Origin of the sequence: Streptomyces pactum (assembly GCF_002005225.1) — a bacterium.
In the GTDB taxonomy this organism is placed as follows: Bacteria; Actinomycetota; Actinomycetes; order Streptomycetales; family Streptomycetaceae; genus Streptomyces; species Streptomyces pactum_A.
This window is the reverse complement of sequence record NZ_CP019724.1, coordinates 8,029,563-8,053,700: the sequence shown is the minus strand read 5'-3', so window position 1 is coordinate 8,053,700 and position 24,138 is coordinate 8,029,563. Positions and strand designations below refer to the sequence as shown.

The 24,138-nt window shown below is 74.7% G+C and carries 12 protein-coding genes; 7 read left to right on the top strand and 5 right to left on the bottom strand.

The window, feature by feature from the left end:
• Positions 1-59: 59 nt before the first annotated feature.
• The 5 genes from B1H29_RS34875 to B1H29_RS34855 all read right to left on the bottom strand — a co-directional run bounded on the left by B1H29_RS34875 (position 60) and on the right by B1H29_RS34855 (position 10,583).
• Positions 60-839 (bottom strand): aminotransferase class IV, encoded by a 780-nt coding sequence (locus tag B1H29_RS34875; protein ID WP_055420159.1) that lies wholly within the window; start codon positions 837-839, stop codon positions 60-62.
• The gene (locus B1H29_RS34870; RefSeq protein ID WP_107095337.1) at positions 836-1,528 is read right to left on the bottom strand and encodes a PAS and helix-turn-helix domain-containing protein; all 693 of its coding nucleotides are present in this window, start codon (positions 1,526-1,528) and stop codon (positions 836-838) included. Before B1H29_RS34870 ends, B1H29_RS34875 begins: the two co-directional genes overlap by 4 nt.
• A 445-nt stretch (positions 1,529-1,973) precedes the next feature.
• On the bottom strand, positions 1,974-4,805 hold the full coding sequence (locus B1H29_RS34865) for an ATP-binding protein (protein ID WP_055420160.1): 2,832 nt from the start codon (positions 4,803-4,805) through the stop codon (positions 1,974-1,976).
• A gap of 4 nt (positions 4,806-4,809) precedes the next feature.
• A complete protein-coding gene (locus B1H29_RS34860) occupies positions 4,810-7,590 on the bottom strand; it encodes an AAA family ATPase (RefSeq protein ID WP_055420161.1) in 2,781 nt (926 codons plus the stop codon).
• 86 nt (positions 7,591-7,676) lie between these two features.
• Positions 7,677-10,583, bottom strand: a complete 2,907-nt coding sequence (locus tag B1H29_RS34855) for an ATP-binding protein (RefSeq protein WP_055420162.1) — start codon at positions 10,581-10,583, stop codon at positions 7,677-7,679.
• Between the two features lie 321 nt (positions 10,584-10,904).
• On the opposite strand from B1H29_RS34855, the gene B1H29_RS34850 reads away from it, so the two are divergent.
• The 7 genes from B1H29_RS34850 to B1H29_RS34820 all read left to right on the top strand — a co-directional run bounded on the left by B1H29_RS34850 (position 10,905) and on the right by B1H29_RS34820 (position 24,094).
• On the top strand, positions 10,905-12,281 hold the full coding sequence (locus tag B1H29_RS34850) for a glycosyltransferase (RefSeq protein WP_055420163.1): 1,377 nt from the start codon (positions 10,905-10,907) through the stop codon (positions 12,279-12,281).
• A 69-nt stretch (positions 12,282-12,350) separates the two neighbouring features.
• Complete coding sequence (locus tag B1H29_RS34845; RefSeq protein WP_234393115.1) at positions 12,351-13,493, top strand: DegT/DnrJ/EryC1/StrS family aminotransferase; 1,143 nt, start codon at positions 12,351-12,353, stop codon at positions 13,491-13,493.
• Positions 13,490-14,671, top strand: coding sequence for a cytochrome P450 (locus B1H29_RS34840; protein WP_055420164.1), 1,182 nt, complete (start codon positions 13,490-13,492; stop codon positions 14,669-14,671). The genes B1H29_RS34845 and B1H29_RS34840 overlap by 4 nt, the downstream gene beginning before the upstream one ends.
• 163 nt (positions 14,672-14,834) lie before the next feature.
• Positions 14,835-15,029 (top strand): ferredoxin, encoded by a 195-nt coding sequence (locus B1H29_RS34835; protein WP_055420165.1) that lies wholly within the window; start codon positions 14,835-14,837, stop codon positions 15,027-15,029.
• A gap of 251 nt (positions 15,030-15,280) precedes the next feature.
• Complete coding sequence (locus B1H29_RS34830) at positions 15,281-16,051, top strand: thioesterase II family protein (RefSeq protein WP_055420871.1); 771 nt, start codon at positions 15,281-15,283, stop codon at positions 16,049-16,051.
• Between the two features lie 130 nt (positions 16,052-16,181).
• Positions 16,182-18,374 carry an aminodeoxychorismate synthase component I gene (gene pabB / locus B1H29_RS34825; protein ID WP_055420166.1) on the top strand — a complete coding sequence of 731 codons (2,193 nt, stop codon included), beginning with the start codon at positions 16,182-16,184 and terminating at the stop codon, positions 18,372-18,374.
• A gap of 320 nt (positions 18,375-18,694) precedes the next feature.
• On the top strand, positions 18,695-24,094 hold the full coding sequence (locus B1H29_RS34820; protein WP_055420167.1) for a type I polyketide synthase: 5,400 nt from the start codon (positions 18,695-18,697) through the stop codon (positions 24,092-24,094).
• Positions 24,095-24,138 lie beyond the last annotated feature (44 nt).

Genomic DNA, 24,138 nt, shown 5'->3' with positions numbered 1-24,138 from the left:
GGCCGGGGGCCGGGGGAACCGCGCCCCCCGGCCTCCGGGCCCTCCGGGTGCGCCCCGCCTCACAAGGGCTCGGCGGGCAGGGCCCGGTAGGTCTCGGCGAGCCCCGTGACCACCGGGTGGCCGGCAGGGAAGGCCAGGTCGCCCACGAGGGTGACCGGGCGGACCCCGGTGGCGGCGTTGGTGGCGAACACGGCGTCGCAGGAGGCCAGATCGGACAGCGTGACGCGCGCGGCCGTGCCGGCTCCGGTACGCCGGAGCAGTTCACGGGCGGTCCCCGCCAGAGCGGGGCCCGCCGGCCAGAGGACGCGCTCGCCGCGCACGACGCCGATGTTCCAGGTGCCTCCCTCCAGGACCGCACCGTCGCCGTCCGTGAACAGGACGTCCTCGTATCCGGCGCGCCGCGCGAGGCGGCGCAGCCGCAGGGCACCGAACAGGCCGACGCCCTTCACCTCGGGCAGGTCACGGAGGTGGACGGCGGGCCGTACCCGCAAGGGGCCCGGCGGGGAGACGGGAACCGGCCTGGTGGTCACCAGCACCCGCGGGCGCGCGTCCTCGCCGAGGTTGCCGAGGTGCAGGTGCGGATCGAAGACGGTGACCCGGACGACGCACCTGCCCTCCCCCGGCGCCGCCCGGCGCACCAGGGCGCGGACCCGGGCGACGTCGAGGGGGGCGTCGAAGAGGACGCGGCAGTCGCGTACCAGCCGCTCCAGGTGGAGGTCCAGGCCGCGCACCGCGCCGTCGGCGACCACCATGGTGGTGAAGTGCCCGTAGTTGGTCAGGGCCAGTGCGGACAGGGCGGCCGGTCCGGCGGGCGCACCGTCGAGTTCGGCCGGTCTCACTTGACGTAGTCCTCGACGACCTTCGGGGGCCAGGTGCCGACCTTCAGCACTCCCATGGAGTAGGCCCGGGAGACGAGGGCCGCGCGGTTGGGCACCTTCAGCTTCCGCAGGAGTCCGGACACGTGGTACTCCACGCCCTGACGGCTCAGGTAGAGCCGGGCGGCCAACGGGACGGTGGAGACGCCGGCGGCTATGCCCTCCAGGATCCGGGCGTCCACTTCGCTCAGGAGCTTCTTGCGGGGCACCACGCTCCCCGCCCCGTCCGGCTCGCCGTCCGCGGCGGGCATCATGACCAGGATCGCGGCGACGTCCGGAAGGTGACCGCCCCGCACCGCCATGGCGGTCAGGGGCAGGGTGCGCGCGGTGTCCTCGTCTCCGCCCGCGGTGATGACCTCCGTGGCGAACCGGTGGCGCTTGCCCTCCAGCATGCGGGAGAACTGCTGCATCAAGGGCTGCTGCACGCTGGGGTGCACAAGGTCGCAGAAGGGCCGGCCGCACAGGTCCGTCGCCGGACCGCCGAACCGGCGGTCGAACTCCTGGTTGACCTGCTGAATGGTCAGGGAGGGGTCCAGGCAGGCCACGGAGGTGGGAAGCCGGCCGCCATCGACGGCCCCGGCCTTCGCCGGCCCGTCGGCCGGGTCGGCGCCGTGCCGACGGTCCATGACGAGGTGGTGGGGGGTGAGCGTCAAGGAACTCAGGCCCTTCTTCGCTTGTGTGCATCACGGGGGAGGTTCACGACACGGGCGCTCGTTCGGCCGGAAATTGCCTCGTTCCGCCGAATGCCCGGGTAATCGCGAATGCTTTCGGAGATTACGAAGCGGGGTATCCACCGGTCAATCCGATCCACCCCCGGCCTGCCAATACTGTGGTACACCCTTCGGTAGGTACGGTCCCGTACCGAAGGGGTTCGGTGTCCGTGGTTCGGTGCGTCCCCCGCACAGTTCGGCGTACACAAGCGGAGAAAACCGCCTGAAACACCTCACCGTGCACACGCCGGGGGAACGTGTACGCGGGGCCCGTACCCGCGGACCCCACGGAAGAGGACCGCCGCCACCTTCCGCGGCGGGCAAACGGAAACGCCCGGACACGGTCCCGCATATTCAGGGAAACGTTTCCGGGCGTTCTCCCGATCGTCTATTCCACCGGACGGACCTGTCCCGCAGCGGAAATGAGGGCGATCAGTTCCCGTCGGCCCGGGATGCCGAGTTTCCGGTAGGAATGCGTGAGGTGCTTCTCCACGGCACGGGAGCTGACGCCCAGGGCGCCGGCGATCTCCTGGTTCGTCAGGCCCCGGCAGGCGAAGGCGGCCACCCGGCGTTCGGTGCGGGTGAGGACCCTCTCCGGGGCGGTGACCGCTGCGACGGACGGCCCGCCGCCGACGGTGGTGGCCCGTTCGGCCAGCCACGGCGCACCACACGCGGTGGCCAGTGTGGCGGCCTCCCGGGCCAGGGCCTGCGACTCCGCTCCCCCGCCCAGGCGTTCGGCCAGCGAGAGCAGGGCCCGGGCCAGTTCGAGCTGGTTGGCCGAGCCGCGCGTCACGGTGACCGCCTGACGCAGCAGCGCGGTCCCCCGGCCGCCTTCCTCCAGTCGTCCCAGCAGGCGCAGGGCGCGGCCCACACCGACCGGTGCGCCCCACGTCTCGGCCCGGGCGTACTCCTCCTCGGCCAGGGCGTGGGCCCGGCGCCGGTCGCCGAGGCGGTGGTGGACGCCGATGGCCCAGGGCCGCCACGGGAACAGCACCGGGTTCTGCCAGCCCGCCGCTTCCAGTTGCCGCCCGCAGGACTCCAGGGAGTCCAGTGCCCCGGTGAGATCTCCGGCGGCGACGTCACCCGCGGCGCCCAGCAGGCGCAGCGTGGCGGTGACGGTCAGTCCCTGGGGACGGGTGGTCTCGGCGCGGCGCAGCGCACGCTCGGCAGGGGCGGGGTCGCGGGTCTCCAGGGCCACCATGGCGTGCGCGATGGTCGCGACCGCGCCGAGCGGGTGCCGGTCGGACTCGGTCATGGCGAGAGCGGTCTCGGACTGCTCGCGGGCCTGGACGAGCCGGCCCCGCCCGAGGTGGACCAGGGCCCGCTCGATGTGCACCAGGGCGTCGGCCGGTGCCGTACGGCGTTCCTGGGCCCGGTACTCGACGGCGAGCCAGGAGTCCACGGCCTCCACGGAGTCCGCCGCGATCATGGTGATGACCACGAGGGGGAGTGTGGAGTGGATCCGGGCCGAGGTGGCCGGTTCGCGGTCCAGGACCCGTTCGGCGTGGTGGACGACCTCGGCGGCCGGAAGGGCGCAGCCGAAGGTGGCGGCGACGAGAAGGGCGATCGTCAGTTCCCGGTCGCCGCCCGTGTCCAGGGGTGGTTCGGCACCCAGCCCGCGCAACCGCTCGACCGCGGCGGCGAGTTCGTAGGGGTCCTCGTACGCGCAGTGGCGCAGCCGCGCCTCCAGCCGCAGGGCGAGATCGCGGTCGGCCCCGGTGAGCGTGGCGGCGGGGCCCAGTCCGTCGGCGGCCTGGCGCAGCAGGTCGACGGAGGTGAACGGGGCCGGTCCGAGCGGGGTGGGTGAGATGCGCAGCGCGGCCACGGCCCGGTCGCGGGCCTCGGGCAGCAGGGTGATCGCCTGGGCGATGTGCCGTTCGCAGGCGAGGGGGTCCAGGACGCGTTCCGCGGTGCCGAGCTCGACGAGCAGGCGGGCCCGGTCGGCTCCCTGGGCGGCGCTGTCGAGCAGGGCGCGGCGCAGGTAGCGGGCGGCGGCGTCGGGTGCGCCGCGGCGCAGCGCGGTGTCGGCGGCGGCCCGCAGCACGTCCACGCCCCAGGGCTGGTGGCGGGTGACGACGGCCATGAGCTGGGCCGCGACCTGTTCGGCGGGGCGGCCCGAGGCGTAGAGGAGGGCGGCCGCCTCGTGGTGGAACTGTTCGCGCTGGACCATCGTCAGGGTGCACTCGGCCGCGTCCCTGACCACCCGGTGGATGAAGGACGGCGCACGCTCGGCGGTGAGGAGTCCGAGGGCGCCCAGGGCCCGTAGCGCGCCGGTGTAGCCCACGGTGTCGAGCCCGGCCAGGCGGGCCACGCTGTCGGGGTCGGCGTGGTCGCCGAGTACGGCGATGGCGGCGGCGAGGTCGCGGACCGGAGGAGGCTGGGTGCGCAGGATGCTGGTGAGGCGTTCGCGGAGCTGGGAGGGGCGCAACGAGCGTGCCTGGTGGGCGTGTTCCGCGACCGGCCGGCGTCCGGCGTATTCCAGGCCGTGCAGGATGGACATGAGGAAGAGGGGGTTGCCGAGGGAGGTCTCGTGGCAGGCGCGGACGAACTCCTCCTCGCCCGCCTCCCGGAACCGCTCCTGAACCAGGGCGCGGGTGGCGGCCGGGCTGAGGGAGGCCGGCCGCAGGGTCTGGGTGGCCGCCTCCCTGACTTCGCGCACCAGGGTGTGGTGGCTGCGGGGATCGCCGTCGCGCAGTGCGCACACGACGACGGCACGCAGTCCGTGCAGCCGTTTGGCGAGGTAGGTGAGCCAGCGCAGGGAGGGCACGTCGGACCACTGGAGGTCGTCGACGAGCAGGAGCAGGCTGCCGTCGGCGCTGACGTTGGCGAGGAGCGACAGCAGTCCGTGCAGGACCGCCTCGGTGGCCGCGGCGGCCTGGTCGGCGCCCGGGGACGCGGTGTCGTCGGCGAAGACGTGCCGCGCGAAGGAGGCGTGGGCGTCCATCCACCGGGCCCGGGTGTCCTCGGAGGCCTCGGACACCAGGCTCTCGAAGAGCTGGCGTACGACGCCGAAGGCGAAGTCCTGTTCCATGGGTGCCGCGTTGGCCCGCAGCACCCGGACTCCGTCGTGGCCGTCGGCGACGGCCGGCAGGTGCTGGAGCAGGGCGGAGCGTCCCACGCCGAGCGGGCCGGTGACGAGTATGAGGGACGATCGGCCCTCGGCCGCGGCGGCGAGTGCCGCGTCGACCAGGGACATCTCGGTGTTGCGCTCCAAAAGCATGCGGTCAGTCGCCCTCCGTGCCGTGGATCGGTGCGCGCAGTTCGTCGCGTCCTCGAATGCGCAGCTTGCGGTAGACACCGCTGAGTCGCAGTTCGACGGCCCGGGCGGTCACCGAGAGCGCGACGGCTATCTCCCGGTTGGTCAGTCCGCCGGCGGCGAGCACGGCGGTTTCGCGCTCCGCCGGCGACAGGACGCGCCAGGCGGGCGGCACACTGCCGGCCGCGCGGTCGGCGGGAGCCGTCCTCGGTCCGGACTGCCCTTGGGCGTCCGGGGCGTGGAGGTCCGCGGGGCCGGTGGTGGCGCGGGCCGTACGGCCGGCCGCGCGTCCGGTGCCGGGCACGGGGGCGTGTCCCCGTGCACCGGCGGCGGCCGGAGCGAGGACGGTTGGGGCGTAGCCGGCGCGGGGGTGGGTCCCGGGGGCCGCGTCCGGGTGCCGCGGCGGGTCCTCGCCGGTCATCCCGGCCAGGCGGAGCCGGGCCCTGCCGAGCACGCCCGGGGCGCCCCAGCGTTCGGCGAGGGCGACCTCCTCGCGGGCCAGCCGCAGCGCCTCCTCGGTGTCGCCGAGGGTGTGGGCGGCCTCCGCCGCGTGGGAGCGCCAGGGCATGAGGGCCGGGTTGAGACAGTCGTGGCGCAGCAGCCAGCGCCCGCAGGCGCGGAAGAGCGCGCGTGCCCGGCGGGGGTCGCCCTCGGCCTCGGCCAGCAGTCCCCGGGCGAACAGTGACTGGGCCCAGGCGACCCCCTCCGCGGCGAGGACCGGCACCGGGCGGCGGGTCACCGCGTGGGCCCGGTCCGCACGGCCGCCGCAGAGCTCGGCGATGAGCGCGAGGGCGGTCCAGTAGGGGTAGGACAGCGGATGCCGGCTGCCGGGAGGGAGTTCGAGGTCGGCGGCGGCCAGGTCGTGGGCGGCCGCGTCGGGCCGGCCGTGACGCAGGTGGAGGTCGGCTCGGGTGGCGAGGGCGTGGGCGAGGGTCGTCGGGCAGCGTTCGCGGTGGCCCTCGGCGATGAGGGCGCAGAGATGGGCCGCGGCCTCGTCCCCGTCCTCGGTGAGGAGGAGTACCCGGCAGGCGAGCAGCCGGGGAACGGTGAGCGGGGGCCCCCAGGCGCGGTCGGGATCCAGCGCGGCGCGGGCCAGCCGGCGCGCCGTCGGCCGGTCGTCTCCGCGCATCGCGGCCACCCACGCCCGGACACCGGTGGCGGCGGGACCGTGCGGGGGCCCGGGGAGGTCCGCGACGCACGGGACGTCCAGCTCGAGGGGGTCGTCGCGGTAGGGCTGCGCCAGACGGAGCAGGGCGGTCAGTTCGTCCCGCCGGACGGCGTCCGCCCTCGCCGTGTCCGGGTCGGCGGGCGTGCTGCGCCGGCCTTCGTCGAGGACCGTGGCGAGGGCGCGGCGGGCCCCGTCGGCGGCACCGCCGAGCAGGCACAGGTCGGCCGCCCGGGTCCGGAAGGGGTCGTACGTCTCCTCGGATGCGCGGATGATGCCGGTCAGCCGGCGTTCGGCGGCGGACGGGGCGGTGACGAGTTCGACGGAGGCCAGCCGGAGGGTGACGCGGATGCGGTCCTCGGGGGACATCGGCAGGTCCAGGGCGCGGGTGAGGTAGGCGGCGGCGCGGTCGCGCCGTCCGGCGCGCAGGGCCGCGGCGGCCCCCCGGCGCAGCGTGTGCACGGCCCACGGTGCGTCGACCGGTCCGGCCGGCAGCAGCAGGTCGGCGATGCCCTGGTCGTCCGCGGCCACCCGCTGGGCGAGTTCGGCGGCCCGTGCGTACAGGTCGGCCCGCTCGTCCGCGGGCATCTCCTCCAGGATGCGGGCGCGGACGACGGGACCGCCGACCCGCGGCCGGCCGTCCCGGACGGTGACGAGACCGCTGTCCTCCAGGGCGGCGCGGAGCCGGATCTCGGGCACGGAGCGCGCCCCGGCCAGGGCCATCACCAGCGCGAAGTCGAGGAGGTCGCCGCAGACGGCCAGGGCGCGCAGGGCGCCGAGGGCCACGGGGTCGCGCAGTTCGCTGAGGATCTGGGCGGTGTGATCGCCGATCACCTCGGCCGCGACGGCCCGCAGGTGGTCCACGTGGTCCGCGTCGGGGCGGTGCCCGGCGCGGGCGAAGCGGCACAGGGCGTCGCGCAGGACGGCGGGGTTGCCCGCGGTCGCGTCGACGGCGGCGGCGGTGAAGGCGGGGTCGCCGGGGGTGCCGCAGACCGTCTCCACCGCGGTGGCCGTGCCGACCGCGGTCAGGGCGGGCAGCGCCAGCTCGACCGTGGTGGCCATGCCGGTGACCGGGCTGCTCGCGCACCATTCGGGACTGATGCCGGCGGTGCCGGTGGAGCTGGTCACCAAGGCCACGGGCACGCGCGGCAGCCGGCGCACCAGGGCTTCCAGCCAGCGCTGCGAGTCGGGGTCGAGCCGGTGGACGTTCTCCACCACGAGGAGCGTGGGGTGGTCGCGGGAGGTGGTGAGCAGCCGGGTCAGGCCGGGGTACCGGCCCGGCCGGTGCTGCTGGAGCAGGAGGCTGGGCTGCTGGGACGCGAACTGCTCGTCGTGGGCCAGCAGTTGTCCGACGACGCCGTAGCGCAGATCGTGCTCGGCCGGAGTGGCGCGGGCCGTGAGGACACGCACTCCTCTGCGGGCGGCGTGCCGGGCGGCCCAGCGCAGCAGGTCGTTCTGCCCCAGGCCGGGCTCACCCGTCACCATGACCACCGCGGGCCGGGCCGAACACAGCTCTCCGATCACGGCGGAGAGCACCGCCTGCTCCCGGTCGCGCTCCAGCAGGGACAGCTCGGCGAGCGGCATCTCATGATCGTATAGAGGCCCGGGCAGGTCGGGACACCCCGCTGACGTGTTGTTGACCGTCTCGTCTCGCTGCCGTCTCTCCCGCATCATCCCCGCCAGGGTGCGGTCGGCCGGGCGTACGCGTCGTGGGGCGCCTGAGCGGGCAGGACGTCGGTGTCCAGGACGGCGGCGAGGTCGGCGCGGCGGGTGACGCCGAGCTTGCGGTAGACGCTCGTGAGATGCAGCTCCACCGTGCGCACCGTGACGAACAGGGACTCGGCGGCCTCCCGGTTGCTCGCTCCGGAGGCGACCAGCGTGGCCACCGTGCGTTCGGTGCCGGTCAGCATGTCCAGGGGCGACACGGTGATCTCCCGCATCCGTCCGCCGGCCCCGACCAGGATCTCGCGGGCCTGCCGGGCGAGGGCGAGCGAGCCGCAGCGACGGGCGAGGGCGACGGCGTCGCGCAGGTGCTCACGGGCCTCGCGCCGCTCGCCCTCGGCCAGCAGCGCCCGGCCCAGGTGCACCAGCGCCCGGGCGTGGTCGGCGTGGGCCGGCGAGGCCGCCAGCCTCCCGGCGGCCTCCCGGAGCAGTGCCGTTCCGTCCGGTCCGGGGGTGGCGGCCCCGCGGGCGAGGGCGGCGTAGCCCAGGGCACGCCGGGTCCCCCAGCGTTCGGCGAGCGCGGCCCCGTGTCCGGCCGTCGCCCGCGCCTCGGCGTGCCGGCCGGCGTCGGCCAGCAGGCAGGCGGCGTCCAGCCACCAAGGGGCCAGCACCGGGTTGGCGAGTCCGCACTCGGCCAGGGAGTCCCCGCAGGTCCGCAGTAGGTCCAGGGCGCCCTGGGCGTCGCCCCGGGCCCGGCGCGCCCGGGCTCGGGCCATGAGGTACCAGTGGTACTCCCACACGAACCGGTCCAGGCGGGGGCGCTTGATCGTGTCGAGTACCTCTTCCGCCCGGGCGGGCTCCCCGCGCTCGGTGAGGGCGACCGCGTAGGCGGTCTGCGGCATGGCGGCACCCTCGCCCCACTCCTGGTCGCCGAGGAGTTCCATGGCGGTCTGGGCGTCGGCCATGGCGTGCGTGATGACACCGTTGTCGAGGTGGACGAAGGCGCGGGTGCCGAGCGCGAGGACGTACGTCCACACGGCGGCGGAGCGCCGGCTGTCGACGAGCACCGTCTCCAGCGCGGCGAGCGCCTCACCGGTCTCGTCGGCGAGGGACAGGACCAGGGAGGCCGGCAGCAGGGACCAGGCGCCGAGCGGCACGCCGGGAGAGTGCAGGGCGCGGCGGGCCTGCCGCACCGCTTGTGACGCGGACCGGCCGTCCATCGCGGTGAGCACGGTGAGCATGGCGAGTTGCTGGCGCTGGGCGGGGGTGTGACCCGGCGGCGGGGTGAGCCGCGCGGCACGCGCGCGCACCAGCGGCATGGTGGACTTCTCGTCGGCGCCGACGATCAGCAGGGCGGACTCGACGAAGGTACGCAGCTCCTGGTCTGCGGGCTCGGGGACGGGACCGAGTGCGGTGTCGAGGGCGTCCAGGGCTTCAGTCAGGACCCGGGCCCCCTCGGGCGATCGCTGGACGCTGAGGCAGGCCAGGCCGAACCGGACGGCGACCGTGGCCCGCGTCCGTACGTCGTCCGCCAGGTCCAGCGCCTCGCGCAGCAGGGTCACCGACCGGGCCGGGTCCGTCTCGGCCAGGCACTCGGCCAGCCGCATCCGCGCCTGGGGATCGTCCGGGGCCGCCCGCAGCACCAGTTCGAGATAGCGGGCGGCGGCCTCCGGCGCGCCCCGCTGTTCGGCCTGGGCGGCGGCGGCCGACAGCACGGACGTCATCCACGGCTCGTCCGCCTCGGGCAGCAGCAGCAGTTGCCCGGCGATCTGTTCGGGCGACCGTCCCACGTCGCTGAGCAGTTGGGCGGCGCGGGTGCGCAGCCGGGCGAGTGCCGCGGGACCGAGGGTGGAGAGGATGGCGGTACGCACCACGTCGTGCAGGAGTTCGAGCCGGTCGGGCTGGAGGAGCGCGGCGCGGCGCAGGATCTCCAGTGCCTCCTCGGCCTGGACGAGGGAGACGCCGGCCAGGGCCGCGAGGTGCTCGGGGTGTTCCGGGCCGAGCACGGCGAGGGCCCGGGCCACCTCTCGCACCCGGCCGGGCTGACCGTCGAGGACCTCCTGCACCGCGGGGGCGATGACGCGTCCACCGATCTCGGTGACGCGCTCGGCGCCCGCGTCGTCGGCGCGGACCCCGGCGGAGTGCAACCGGTGCAGCAGCCACTGGAGTTCCAGTGGGTTGCCGCCGGTCACGGAGGTGAGCGCGGCGACGAACGAGGCACTCGGCTCGGTGCCGGGCAGGGCGCTGCGGACGAGTTCCCCGACCTCCGGTGCCGACAGGGCGGTCAGGCGCAGCGGCAGGTGCTGGTGGTGGGCCACGAGGTCGGTGAGGGCGGGGCCGGCCGCGGGGCCGGACTCGGTGCGCAGGGCGAGCACGACGAGCAGGGGCATGTCGTCGGCGCGCCGCAGCAGGAAGTCCAGCCAGCGCAGGGACCGTTCGTCGCACCAGTGGACGTCGTCGAGAGCGAGCACCAGCGGCCGGTCCGCCATCAGGTTGGCGGACAGCCAGTACAGGCCGTTCATGACCGCGAAGCCGTTGCCGTGGGCGGTGTCGGAGAGGTCGGGCGCGAGCGCGGGCAGCGCGTGGCGGGCGGCGCCGTCGAGAAGGGTGGCGGCGCGGCCGCGCCGGGCGGTCGGGTTCAGCGGTCCGAACAGGGCACGGACGCCGCTGTAACCGTGGGCCGAGTCGACCGCGCGGCAGGCTCCGTACAGCACGGTCATGCCGTCGAAGGGGCCGCCGCCGTCGAGTGCGGCGCGCAGCAGGGACGTCTTGCCGGCTCCCGCCGGGCCGTCCAGGACGACGAGTTGCGGGCGGCCGGCGCGGGCGGTGGCGGCCCTGGCGGCGAGCGTCTCCAGGTGGGCCGCGCGGCCCACCAGTGGGAGGGACGGGCCACTGACCCGTGCCCGGTTCGTCACGTCGTCTCCCTTGCTTCGTGCTGAGGCCGGGGCCGGCGGTCCGGTGGGCGTCCGCATGATCGGCACATCCGGAACGCTCAGTTCGGAACACCGTACAGGGAGCGCCGGTCGCACCGGCCCGCGTCCGTCCCCGGATGCCCGACGGGCGGGGAAGTCTAAGGATTTCCCGGTACCCGCCGTGAGATCAAGTTGTGGTGCGGTCGGCGCCGCCCGCGCGCCCCGCCCCGGCCGGCGGCCGCGCACGCGCAGCACCCTCCTCGCCGTCGGACGTGCCCGAGCGGGCACCGGCGACCTCGGCACTCACCTCGTGAAAGGGCCCCCATGGACTCCGCCGCACGGCCGATCCTCTTCGTCAGCCTCCCCGAGAGCGGGCTGCTCAACCCGTTGCTGGTGCTGGCCGGGGAGCTGGCCCGGCGCGGTGTCCCCGACCTGTGGTTCGCCACCGACGAGCACCGGCGCGCGGACGTGGCGGGGCTGGCCTCCGCGTCCGCGGTGTCGTTCGCCTCGCTGGGCGAGGTGGTGTCCGAGCTGTCGGCGGTGACCTGGGACGACGCCGTCTACCGGGAAGTGACCCAGTCCTCCCGGTTCAAGGCGCACCGGGCCGTGGTCCGGCAGTCGTACAGGCCGGCGCTGCAGGCGCGCAAGTACCGGGCGCTGGAGAAGGCGGTCCGACAGGTGCGGCCGGCCCTGATGGTCATCGACTGCGTCAGCGGCTTCGGCGTGGACCTGGCGCTGGCGCACGGCATTCCGTACGTGCTGTCCGTTCCGTTCGTCGCCAGCAACGTGCTGACCTCCCACAATCCCTTCGGTTCCTCGTACACCCCCAAGAACTTCCCGGTGCCCAACTCCGGGCTGCCGCTGGAGATGACCCCCCGGCAGCGGCTGGCCAACACGATGTTCAAGTGGCGGACGCTGGGCATGTTCCTGAACCCGCGGATGGGCAGGGTCCTCAAGGAGGACGCCGCCCTGCGCAAGGAGCTGGGCATCGCGCCGCCCAACGCGCTGACGCGGGTGGACGGCGCCGCGATGGTGCTGTGCTCCTCCATCCCCGAGCTGGACTACCCCTTCGAGGTCCCGGACAAGGTGCGGCTGGTGGGCGCGCTGCTGCCGCCGCTGCCCGAGGCCCCGGACGCCGACGACGTCTCCGCCTGGCTGGACCGGCAGTCGTCCGTGGTCTACATGGGCTTCGGCACCATCACGCGGCTGACCCGCGCCGAGGTCGGGGCGCTGGTGGAGGTGGCCCGCCGGCTGTCGGACCGCCACCAGTTCCTGTGGAAACTGCCTCAGGAGCAGCAGCACCTGCTGCCGCCGGCGGGGTCCCTGCCGGACAACCTGCGGGTGGAGAGCTGGGTGCCGTCCCAACTGGATGTCCTGGCCCACCCGAACGTGTCGGTGTTCTTCTCCCACGGCGGCGGCAACGCCTACCACGAGGGCGTGTACTTCGGTAAGCCGCAGGTGGTCCGCCCGCTGTGGGTGGACTGCTTCGACCAGGCGGTGCGCGGCCGGGACTTCGGCATCAGCCTGACCCTGGACCGGCCGCAGACCGTCGACCCGGACGACGTCGTCGACAAGCTCACCCGGGTAACCGAGGACCCGGCCTACCGCGAGTGCGCGGAGCGGCTGGGCGCGCTCCAGAAGGCGGCCGGCGGACGCAAGGCGGCGGCCGACCTGGTCCTGGGCCTGCTGCCGACGCCGTGACACCGGTCCGTCCGGCGGCCGGTGCAGGACCGGCCGCCCCCCTCCTTCCAGTCACCGCAGCGAGGACGCATGTCTTTCACCCACCCCGTCTCCCGGCCCGCGCTCGACGGGCGTGAACTGGAGTACGTCACCGACGCCGTGTCCGACGGCTGGATCTCCTCCCAGGGCCCGTACGTGGGCCGTTTCGAGGAGGCGTTCGCCGAGTGGAACGGCGTGGCACACGGCGTCGCGTGCTCCTCGGGCACGGCCGCGCTGACCCTGGCGCTGCGCGCACTCGGCGTCGGTCCCGGCGACGAGGTGATCGTGCCGGAGTTCACCATGGTGGCGTCCGCGTGGGCGGTGACGTACACCGGGGCTACACCCGTCTTCGTGGACTGCGGGGACGACCTGAACATCGACGTCTCCCTGATCGAGGAGCGGATCACCCCGCGCACCAAGGCGCTGATGCCGGTGCACGTCTACGGGCGCCGCTGCGACATGGACGCGGTGATGGACCTCGCCCACCAGTACAACCTGCGGGTGGTGGAGGACTCCGCGGAGGCGCACGGCGTGCGGCCGGTCGGCGACATCGCCTGCTTCTCGCTCTTCGCCAACAAGATCATCACCTCGGGCGAGGGCGGGATCTGCCTCACCGACGACCCCCGGCTGGCCGGACAGCTCGCGCATCTGCGGGCCATGGCATTCACCCGCGACCACAGCTTCCTGCACAAGAAGCTGGCCTACAACTTCCGCATGACGGCCATGCAGGCGGCCGTCGCGCTGGCGCAGGTGGAGCGGCTGGACGAGATCCTGGCCGCCCGCCGCGAGATCGAGGCCCGCTACGACGCCGGGCTCGAGGACGTACCCGGGATCACGCTGATGCCGCCGCGGGACGTGCTGTGGATGTACGACCTGCGGGCCGAGCGCCGCGATGAGCTGCGCGCCCATCTCGCCGACCGGGGCATCGAGACCCGGCTGTTCTTCAAGCCCATGAGCCGGCAGCCCGGTTACCTGGACCCGGTGTGGCCGTCGCTCAACGCGCACCGCTTCAGCGAGGACGGGCTGTACCTGCCCACCCACACGGGCCTGACCGCCGCCGACCAGGAGTACGTCACCGCCGCCGTCCGGGAGTTCTACGCCGCGGGGCGAGCGGAGACGTCGCCCCTCAGGAAGCCGGACCCCCGGGAAGTCGAGCCTCAGAACCTCAGGAAGAGGAAGAAGGAACGGACATGACGACCAGCACAGACCCCACGGTGGTCGGCTTCCCCCTGCGCACGCCCGAGGAACCGCTGCCGCTGTCCCAGTACGCGAGCCACCGGGCGCGGCAGGGCCTGGTCCTGTCGCACCTGCCGAACGGCGTACCGATCTGGCTGGTGACCCGGCACGAGGACGTGCGCGCCGTGCTGACCCATCCGAAGATCAGCGCCAACCCGGACAACGAGGGCTTCCCCAACGTCGGCGAGACCATGGGGGTGCCCAAACAGGACCAGATCCCGGGATGGTTCGTCGGGCTGGACTCGCCGGAACACGACCGGTTCCGCAAGGTGCTCATCCCGGAGTTCACCGTGCGGCGCGTGCGCGAGCTGCGCCCGGCCATCGAGCGCACCGTGGACGAGCGCATCGACGCGATGCTGGCGGGCGGCGACTCGGCCGACCTCGTCAACGACTTCGCACTGCCGGTGCCGTCGCTGGTCATCTCCTCGCTGCTTGGAGTGCCGCCCGCGGACCGCGACTTCTTCGAGTCCCGCACCCGCACCCTGGTCGCCATCCGGACCTCCACCGACGAGCAGCGGGCCACGGCCACGCGCGAACTGCTGCGCTACATCAACCGGTTGATCGCGATCAAGGAGAAGTGGCCCGGGGACGACCTGATCAGCCGCCTGCTGGCCACCGGGCAGCTCACCGCCGAGGAGCTGTCGGGAGTCCTGCTGCTCCTGCTGATCGCGGGCCACGAGACCACCGCCAACAACATCGGTCTCGGCGTGGTCACGCTGCTGGCCAACCCGCAGTGGATCGGCGGCGAGCGGGTGGTGGAGGAGTTGCTGCGGCTGCACTCGGTGGCGGACATGGTGGCGCTGCGGGTCGCTGTGGACGACGTGGAGATCGCCGGGCAGCGGATCCGCAAGGGCGAGGGCATCGTGCCGTTGATCGCCGCCGCCAACCACGACACCGAGGTGTTCGGCTGCCCGCACGCCTTCGATCCGGAGCGCTCCGAGCGGCGGCACGTGGCGTTCGGCTACGGCGTCCACCAGTGTCTCGGTCAGAACCTGGTCCGGGTCGAGATGGAGATCGCCTACCGCAAGCTGTTCGAGCGCATTCCCACGCTGGAACTGGCCGTTCCCATGAACGAGTTGGCCTTCAAGTACGACGGGATCCTGTTCGGACTCCACGAGCTGCCGGTGCGCTGGTAGGCGGCCCCGCGCTGCCCCACCGTGCCGCGTCGTGCCGCGTGCCCGTGCGTGCCGCGTGCCCGGGTGTACCGCGTGCCCGCGCGCGTCCGTCCGTGTGCCGCGTCTTCAGTCCGCGACACCTGTCAGAACCCCGTAAGTCCCGTGAGCCCTAGGAGCAGAGATCATGCGCGTCACCGTCGACAGTGAGCGGTGCGTCGGAGCGGGCCAGTGCGCCCTGAACGCGCCGCGAGTCTTCGACCAGGACGACGACGGCATCGTCACCCTGCTGGTGAGTGAGCCCGGTGAGCCGGACCGCGACGCGGTCCTCGCCGCGGGCGACCTGTGCCCGTCCGGGTCGGTCACCGTCCATGAGGACTGAACGCACCGTGCCGGGGGCCGGGCCCGAAGGGACCCGCCGCACGACTCCGTGGCCGGACGGGCTCGGCGGTGCCGGTGCCCCGGCCACGGCCCCCGGTGGGGTGTCCGGGAACCAGAGGGCCCGGCCACCCCACCGGCGACACCCGGGTCCGCGGCGGTCCGCGGCGGGAGGTGCGCCCGTCCCGGGCCGCCCCGGACCCGGCCGGCCGGCGGAACCCCGCCGGCCACTGGACCACCGAAGGGACCGACACCGTGACGACCGCTGACGACACCGCAGCCCTGTGGCTGCGGCGCTACCACCCGACCGACGCCGACGCGGTACGGCTGGTCTGCTTCCCGCACGCGGGCGGCTCGGCCAGCTTCTACCACCCGGTCTCGGCGCGGTTCGCCCCGGTCGCCGACGTCATCTCGCTCCAGTACCCCGGACGCCAGGACCGCCGCAAGGAACCCTGTGTGGAGGACCTGGGCCGACTGGCGGACCTGGTGGCCGAGCGGCTGCTGGCACTGGACGACCGGCCCAGTGTGTTCTTCGGGCACAGCATGGGGGCGGCGCTGGCGTTCGAGACCGCGTGGCGGCTCGAGCAGAAGGGTGCCGGGCCGCGCACCGTCATCGCCTCCGGCCGCCGGGCTCCGTCGACCACGCGCGCCGAGGAGGTGCACCTGCGGGACGACGACGGCATCGTCGCCGAGATGAAACGGCTGAACGGCACCGCCGCGGGCGTCCTCGGGGACGAGGAGATCCTGCGGATGGCGCTGCCGGCGCTGCGCGGCGACTACCGTGCCATCGAGACGTACTCCTGCCCGCCGGACCGCCGGGTGCGCTGCGGCGTCACCGTGCTGACCGGCGACGGCGACCCGCTGACCACGGCCGAGGAGGCCGAGCGCTGGCGGGACCACACCGAGGGGCCGTTCCGGCTGCGGGTGTTCACCGGCGGCCACTTCTTCCTCACCCAGCACCTGACGGCGGTCAACGGCGAGATCGCCGCCGCCCTCGCCCCCCTGGGGGCCGCCCCGGTGTCCTGACGTCCGCCCGGGCAGGCGCAGGAGCTGTGGTCGACGCACCACCGGAGAGCCCGCACACGGCCGGACCGTCCCGAGTCCGTTACGTCCCCCGTCACTTTCCGCTCACGCGCCTCCTGGACAAGGAAACGCCATGCGCACATTGCTCGTCGACAACTACGACTCCTTCACCTTCAACCTCTTCCACTACCTGGCCCGGGTCAACGGACAGGAACCCGAGGTCATCCGCAACGACGACCCGGCGTGGCGGCCGGCCCTCCTCGACGCGTTCGACAACGTGGTGCTGTCACCGGGCCCGGGCACGCCGCACCGCCCCGAGGACTTCGGGGTGTGCCGCTCGATCGCCGAGGAGGGACGGCTGCCCGTGCTCGGGGTGTGCCTGGGCCACCAGGGCGTGGCCCTGGTCCACGGCGCCTCCGTCGGTCCCGCGCCCGAGCCCCGGCACGGGCGGACGTCGCGGGTGCGGCACGACGGCACCGGCCTCTTCGAGGGCCTGCCGCAGCCGCTCGAGGTGGTCCGCTACCACTCGCTGGCCGTGACCGGTCTGGCACCCGGGCTGGAGGCCACGGCGTGGTCCGAGGACGGAGTGCTGATGGCGCTGCGGCACCGGACGCTGCCGCTGTGGGGCGTGCAGTTCCACCCTGAGTCCATCGGCACCGAGGACGGTCACCGGCTGCTGGGGAACTTCCGTCGCCTGACGGAGGGGCACCACCGTTTCCGGTCCCGCTCATCGGTCCTTCCCCGGCCGGAGTCCGCGGACGGCGAGCCGGTCTCCGGGTCCGCCGGCCCGGGCGAGGACATGGGCCCGGTCGAAGGCACGCGGCCGGTCGAAGGCACGCGGCCGGTCCGACGGCTGCGGGTCCTGGCGGAGCGGCTGACGACCCGGTGGGACGGGGAGGTCGCCTTCGACTGGCTGTTCCGCACCGGCGACCACCCGTTCTGGCTGGACAGCAGCCGGCCGGACGGGCACCTGGGGCAGCTCTCCGTGATGGGTGACGCGTCGGGGCCGCTGGCCCGGGTCGCCAAGGCCGACGTGCAGGCCGGCACCGTGACGATCACCGGGGGAGGCCGTGGCACGCGCGTCGAGCGGAGCGCGTTTCTGGCCTGGCTTGAGCGGGACCTCGCCGGACTGCACACCGAAGTGCCCGAGCTGCCCTTCGATTTCGCCCTCGGATGGGTCGGCTGCCTCGGCTACGAGCTGAAGGCCGAATGCGAGGGCGAGGCGGCGCACCGCTCCCCCGACCCGGACGCGGTCCTCGTCTTCGCCGACCGCGCCCTGGTCCTGGACCACCGCACCGGCACGACGTACCTGCTGGCACTGGCGGAGGACGGGGCCGAGGAGGAGGCGAGGTGCTGGCTCGCGTCGGCGGCGGACGCCCTGGAGTCGATCGCGGGCCTGGAGCCGGAACCCTTCGCCCCGGCAGCGGCCGGTGAGGCCGGTCCGGTGGTGCTGCGTCACGACCGCGACGCCTACCTCAAGCTGATAGACGCCTGCCAGCAGGAGATCACGGCCGGCGAGACCTACGAGGTCTGCCTGACCAACATGGCCGAGGTCGAGACCGGCCTCGACCCGTGGCAGGCGTACCGCCGCCTGCGCCGGCTGAGCCGCGCGCCGTTCGCCGCGTTCCTCCACTTCGGCCCGATGGCGGTGCTCAGCACCTCGCCCGAGCGGTTCCTGCGCATCGACCGGCACGGCGTGATGGAGTCCAAGCCGATCAAGGGGACGAGGCCGCGCGGCGCCACGCCGCAGGAGGACGACCGGCTGGCCCGGGATCTGGCGGCCAGCGCGAAGGACCGCGCCGAGAACCTGATGATCGTGGACCTGGTGAGGCACGACCTCGGCCGCTGTGCCGAGGTGGGTTCGGTGGTCGCGGACCCGGTGTTCCAGGTGGAGAGCTATGCCACGGTGCATCAACTGGTCAGCACGGTACGGGCCCGCCTGCGGGCGGACAGCAGCCCGGTCGCCGCGGTCCGGGCCGCGTTCCCCGGCGGTTCGATGACCGGTGCGCCGAAGATCCGCACCATGCAGATCATCGACCGGCTGGAGGGCGGGCCGCGCGGGGTGTACTCGGGTGCCGTCGGCTACTTCTCCCTGACCGGGGCGGTGGACCTGAGCATCGTCATCCGCACCGTGGTGCTGAGCGGCGGCCGGCTGCGCTACGGCGTGGGCGGTGCCGTCATCGCGCTCTCCGACCCCGCGGCGGAGTTCGAGGAGACGGCGGTGAAGGCGGCGCCGCTGCTGCGCCTGCTGGGCGCGGAGTTCCCCGGCCGCGTGCTTCTGGAGGACGGCGTGCCCGAGGCGGGCGCCGCGCCCGGGTCGGACTGACCGGGACGGGGCGCTCTCCCGGCGGCTTCCGGTGGATCGCATGGCTCGCGGTGCCTCGCCCTGGACCCCCGTGCCATGCGGAGGCTGCCCGTGCCTTGCCCCGTGACTGCTACCCGTGCCTCGCCGTGGCTCCCGGTGCCTCGCCGAGGCTCAACGGGGCCCCTGGCGGACCGTGGCTGATCCTGCTGCTCCCTGCGCCGGGGTGCGTCCCGCCAAACCTCCGGGCCCGCCCCGTCCCCATGTCTAGGGAAAACCCGGGGCGCCCGGCAACAGCCTGGGAGCGTCCCCGTACGCCGGAAACGCTCGACTCCCCGGGAGTGATGGTGCCCGTCCACGCAGACGACTACGTGATCGACCCGCCCGGCGCCGCCGACGGGAGCCTGGACGGCCTGACCCTTCCGGAGGTGTTCGCCGCGGCCGTGCGCCACGGCGGTGACGCCGTGGCGCTGGTCGACGGCGAGCGCACCCGGACCTGGCAGGCGTGGCGGGCCGAGGTGGACGCGCTGGCCCGCGGCCTGCAGGAGGCCGGTGTCGTCCCGGGCGACGTGGTCGCCCTGCACCTGCCCAACTGCTGGGAGTACGTGACGCTGCACCTGGCGGCCGCGTCGGTGGGCGCCGTCACCCTGCCCGTCCACCAGGGCAACGCACCCGCCGACGTCCGGTCCCTGCTGGAGCGGGTCGGACCGGCGGTGGCCGCGCTGCCGGCGGGCTCCCAGGACGCCGGCCCCGGCGCACCGCTGGGCGCGACGGCGCTGCGGGCCGCGCTGCCGTCGCTGCGGGCCGTCCTGGTCACCGGCTCCACCGCGCCGGACGGGTCCGAGACGGTCCAGGGGCTGCTGGACCGGTGGGCCGGTGAACGGCCCCGGCCGGTGCAGGTGCGGCCCGCGTCGCCGTTCCTGCTCTTCCCGTCGTCCGGGACCACGTCCGCGCGGCCGAAGATCTGCCTGCACACGCACGACGCGCTGCTGACCAACTCCCGCGCCGCGACCGAGGACAGCGCCGAGGCGTACGCGGGCACCCTGATGACCGCCTGCCCGCTCACGCACTGCTTCGGGCTCCAGTCGGTGTACTCGGCGCTGTTCCGTTCGGGCCGCCAGGTGCTGCTGCGTTCGTGGGACGTGGACCGCTTCTGGGAGCTGGCACGGCGGGAGCGGCCGGACGTGGTGGTCGCCGTGCCCGCGCAACTGCACGACGTGGTGTCCCGGGTGCGGGAGTCCGGGTCGGCGGCCGGGTTCCGCCCGGGCCGGGTACTGACGGCGGGCGCCGCCCTGCCCGCCGCCCTGGTGCGCTCGGTGCGGGAGACCCTGGACACCGTCCTGGTCGTGGTGTGGGGGATGTCGGAGGCCGGCAACGGCACCAGCAGCCTGGCCGGCGACCCGCCGGAGGTCGCCGCGCGCAGCGTGGGCCGGCCGGTGCGGGGCGCGGAGCTGCGGATCCTCGACGAGGACGGCAGGCCGTGCGCCCCCGGTGCGGCCGGCGAGCTGTACTACCGCAGCCCGAGCATGTTCCGCGGGTACCACGGGGAGCCGGACCTGACCCGGTCGGTGGTGTCCGGGGACGGCTGGCTGCGCACCGGGGACATGGCCTCGGTCACCGAGGACGGGCTGGTGGTGTTCCACGGCCGCTCCGCGGAGCTGATCAACGTGGGCGGCCGCAAGTTCAACGCGGTGGAGATCCAGGGCCTGCTGGCGGACCTGCCCGGCATCGGTCCGCTGGCCGTGGTCGCCAAGCCGGACCCGCGGCTCGGTGAGTACCCCTGCCTGGTGGTGACCGCGAGCGCGACCGGGACGAGCGCCGTCGCGGGGTCCGCCGGCGCGGCCACGACTCCCCCGGACACGGACACGGACACGGACACGGGTACAGACGCGGGGTCGGCCTCGGCCTCGGACTCTGACTCGGACTCGGTCTCGACCTCGGGTGACACCTCGTCACATACGATCGGCCTCAGCGAGGTCACGGCCTTCCTGCGCGAGCGGGGTGTGGCCGAGTACAAGATCCCGCTGGAACTCGTCGCCCTGCCGGAGCTGCCGCGCACACCCGCCGGAAAGATCAACCGACGGGCGCTGGAACGGATCCTCGCCGACGCCGCCGAGAATCCCGAGCCGGTCCCCGACGACCTGCCCCGACCGGACGTGCGCGCCGCGCTGGACCTGGTGGTGGCCGCCGTCGCCCGCGTGCTCGGCACGGACGGGGACGAGGCGGCCGGGGCGGTGGCGCCGATCGGCCCCGACACGACGTTCCGCGCGCACGGCCTGGACTCGGTGGCCTCGGTGCGGCTGCGCAACGCGCTCGCCGACGCCACGGGGCTGCCGCTGCCCGCCGCGGTGGCCTTCGACTTCCCCACCCCGGCCGCCCTCGCCCGGGAACTGGCCGGCCTGGACCGCGCGGAGGAGGAGGCCGGTGTCACGGCGTACGACGGCGAACCGGTCGCCGTCGTCGGGATGGCCTGCCGGCTGCCCGGTGGCGCCGACTCCCCCGAGGCGCTGTGGGCGCTGCTCGACTCCGGCACCGACGCCGTGTCGGGCTTCCCGTCCGACCGCGGCTGGGACCTCGACGCCCTCTTCGACGACGACCCGGAGCACCCGGGCACCACTTACGCCCGCACGGGCGGCTTCCTGCGCGACGCGGCCCACTTCGACGCCGGCTTCTTCGGCATGTCGGATCGGGAGGCGCTGGCCACCGACCCGCAGCAGCGACTGCTGCTGGAGACCGCGTGGGAGGCCGTGGAGCGGGCCCGCATCGACCCGCTGACGCTGCGCGGCACCCGCACCGGCGTGTTCACCGGTGCGATGTACCACGACTACGCGGCCGGGGCGGTCGACCCGTCCGGCACGCTGGAGGGGCTGCTGCCGGTGGGCACGGCCGGCGGCGCGCTGTCCGGCCGGATCGCGTACGCGCTGGGCCTCAACGGGCCCGCGCTGACGGTGGACACCGCGTGCTCGTCGTCGCTGGTCGCCCTGCACCTGGCCTGCCGGTCGCTGCGGTCGGGCGAGTCGGATCTGGCGCTGGCCGGCGGGGTCGCCGTGATGGCGACGCCCGCTCCGTTCGTCGGCTTCTCGCGGCTGCGGGGCCTGTCCCCCGACGGCCGCTGCAAGTCCTTCGGGGAGGGCGCGGACGGCGCCGCCTGGTCGGAGGGCGCCGGCCTGCTGCTGCTGGAGCGCCTGTCCGACGCCCGGCGCCGCGGCCATCCCGTCCTCGCGGTGATCCGCGGCTCGGCCGTCAACCAGGACGGTGCCTCCAACGGCTTGACCGCCCCCAACGGCCCCGCCCAGCGCCGGGTCGTCCGGCAGGCGCTGGCCGATGCCGGCCTCACGGCGGCGGACGTGGACGTGGTCGAGGCCCACGGCACCGGCACCGCGCTGGGCGACCCCATCGAGGCGCAGGCGCTGCTGGACACGTACGGACGTGACCGGCCCGAAGGGCGCCCGCTGTGGCTGGGTTCCGTGAAGTCGAACCTGGGCCACACCCAGGCGGCCGCCGGGGTGACGGGAGTGATGAAGGCGGTGCTCGCCCTGGAGCACGGTGTGCTGCCCCGCACACTGCACGCGGACACCCCCAGTTCGCGGATCGACTGGTCCTCGGGCGCCCTGCGGCTGCTGGCCGGGCCGCGCCCCTGGCCGGGCGGGGACGGCAGGCCGCGGCGGGCCGCCGTGTCGTCGTTCGGCATCAGCGGCACCAACGCCCACCTCGTCCTGGAGGAGGCGCCGGCGGCCGCGCGGGCGACCGCCGGGAAGACGGAGACGGAGACGGAGACGGACCGGCCCGACGCCGCGGAGCCCCGGGAGTCTCCGGTGCCCTGCCCGCCGTGGCTGGTGTCGGCCCGGGACGGAGCCGCGCTGCGCGGCCAGGCGCGGCGGCTGGCCGGGTACGCCGAGGCGCACCCCGAGGTCTGCGCGCGCGACATCGCGTACTCCCTGCTCACCACCCGCACCCTGCACGGCCGTACGGCGGTGTTCACCGGCTCGGACCGCGACGAGCTCTCGGCCGCGGCGGCCGCGTTCGCCCGGGGCGAGACCCCGGGGGTGGCCGGCCGTGGTCCGGGCGGTGGCGTGGCCGAGTCCGCGTTCGTCTTCACCGGGCAGGGCAGTCAGCGTCCGGGGATGGGGCGCGCGCTCGCCGCCGCGTTCCCGGTGTTCGACGCCGCGCTGCGCGAGGTGTGCGCCGTCCTCGATCCGCTGCTGGACCGGCCGCTGACGTCGGTGATGTGGGCCGCGCCCGACAGTGCGGAGGCGCTCGCGCTGAACGGCACCGGCTTCGCCCAGCCCGCGCTGTTCGCCTTCGAGGTCGCCCTGTACCGGCTGCTGGAGTCGTGGGGCCTCACCCCGGCCCGGGTGGTGGGCCATTCCGTGGGCGAGATCGCCGCCGCCCACGTGGCGGGCGTGCTCGGTCTGCCGGACGCCTGCGCCCTGGTGGCCGCGCGCGGCCGGCTCATGCAGTCGTTGCCGCCGGGCGGCGCGATGACCGCCGTGCGCGGTTCCGAGGCGGAGGTGCTGCCGTGGCTGGCGGACCGCTTCGGGAACATCGCGGTCGCCGCGGTGAACGGCCCGCGCTCGGTGGTGCTGTCCGGGGCGGAGGGACCGCTGACCAAACTGGCGGGGGAGTTGACCGCCGCCGGGTTCAAGACGCGCCGCCTGGTGGTCAGCCACGCCTTCCACTCGCCGCTGATGGACCCGGTGCTGGACGAGTTCCGCCGGACCGTGGCGGCGCTGACGTTCGCCGCCCCCGCGCTGCCGCTGGTCTCCGGGGTGACGGGCCGTCCGCTCACGGCGGACGAGGCCCGCGACCCGGAGCACTGGGTACGGCACGCCCGCGACGCGGTCCGGTTCGCCGACGCCGTCTCCCACCTCGCCGACGCGCGCACCGCGGTCTACGTCGAGCTGGGCCCGGACGCGGCGCTCACGCCCATGGTCGAGGAGTGCCTCGGGGAACGCGAACCGGGCACCGGGCCGGTGGTGGAGCCGCTGCTGCGCGGCGGGGACGACGAGGAGCGGGCCGTGCTCACCGCCGCCGTCCGACTGCACGCCCACGGTCTGCCCGTCGACTGGCCGGCGGTGCTGCCCGGCGCGCGGGCGGTGGCACTGCCCACGTACGCCTTCCAGCACGAGGCGTACTGGCTGGCGTCGGTGCCGACCGCCGCGGTGGCCGCGGGAGCCGCGGTGGCGGGGCCTTCGGCGGACGGTTCGGGGCGGGCGCCGGCGGACCGTCTGGCGGCGCTGTCGGAGGAGGAGCGGGAGGCCGTGGTCACGGACCTGGTGCGCGGTGAACTCGCCGCGGTGGTCGGGGAGCTGCCGCCGGACGCCGGTCCGGGGCTGGCCTTCACGGAACTGGGTGTCACCTCCGTCACCGCCGTCGAACTGCGCAACCGGCTGACGGCCGTCACCGGGGTGCGGCTGCCGCCGACCCTGGTGTTCGACCATCCCTCCCCCGCCGCGGTGGCCCGGCTGGTCTGCGACACGCTCCGGCGGTCCACACCGCCCGGGCGCCGCGACGCGGGCGCCGTCGTCGACGAGCTGGAGGCGCTCCTCACCTCGGGCGCCGGCCTCGACTCCGGTACGGCGGCGCGGCTGCGGACGCTCGCCGCGCGCTGGACGCCCGCCCGGGCCGACGACACGGGCCCCTCGGGTGACGTGCTCGACCTGGCGGCGGCGTCGGACGAGGAGCTGTTCCGTCTCATGGACGCCGGGTCCGGCCCGGACGTCCCGGACGGCGGGCCCCGGTGAGCGGCCGGGGCGGGGGCCGGGGCAGGAGCCGGACACCGGTCCCG

Bases quoted from the DNA above. Each gene is read 5' to 3' on its own strand.
- B1H29_RS34860 (WP_055420161.1), bottom strand. From the start codon at position 7,590: ATGCCGCTCGCCGAGCTGTCCCTGCTGGAGCGCGACCGGGAGCAGGCG.
- B1H29_RS34820 (WP_055420167.1), top strand. From the start codon at position 18,695: ATGGTGCCCGTCCACGCAGACGACTACGTGATCGACCCGCCCGGCGCC.
- pabB (WP_055420166.1), top strand. From the start codon at position 16,182: ATGCGCACATTGCTCGTCGACAACTACGACTCCTTCACCTTCAACCTC.
- B1H29_RS34865 (WP_055420160.1), bottom strand. From the start codon at position 4,805: ATGCTTTTGGAGCGCAACACCGAGATGTCCCTGGTCGACGCGGCACTC.
- B1H29_RS34840 (WP_055420164.1), top strand. From the start codon at position 13,490: ATGACGACCAGCACAGACCCCACGGTGGTCGGCTTCCCCCTGCGCACG.
- B1H29_RS34850 (WP_055420163.1), top strand. From the start codon at position 10,905: ATGGACTCCGCCGCACGGCCGATCCTCTTCGTCAGCCTCCCCGAGAGC.
- B1H29_RS34845 (WP_234393115.1), top strand. From the start codon at position 12,351: ATGTCTTTCACCCACCCCGTCTCCCGGCCCGCGCTCGACGGGCGTGAA.
- B1H29_RS34835 (WP_055420165.1), top strand. From the start codon at position 14,835: ATGCGCGTCACCGTCGACAGTGAGCGGTGCGTCGGAGCGGGCCAGTGC.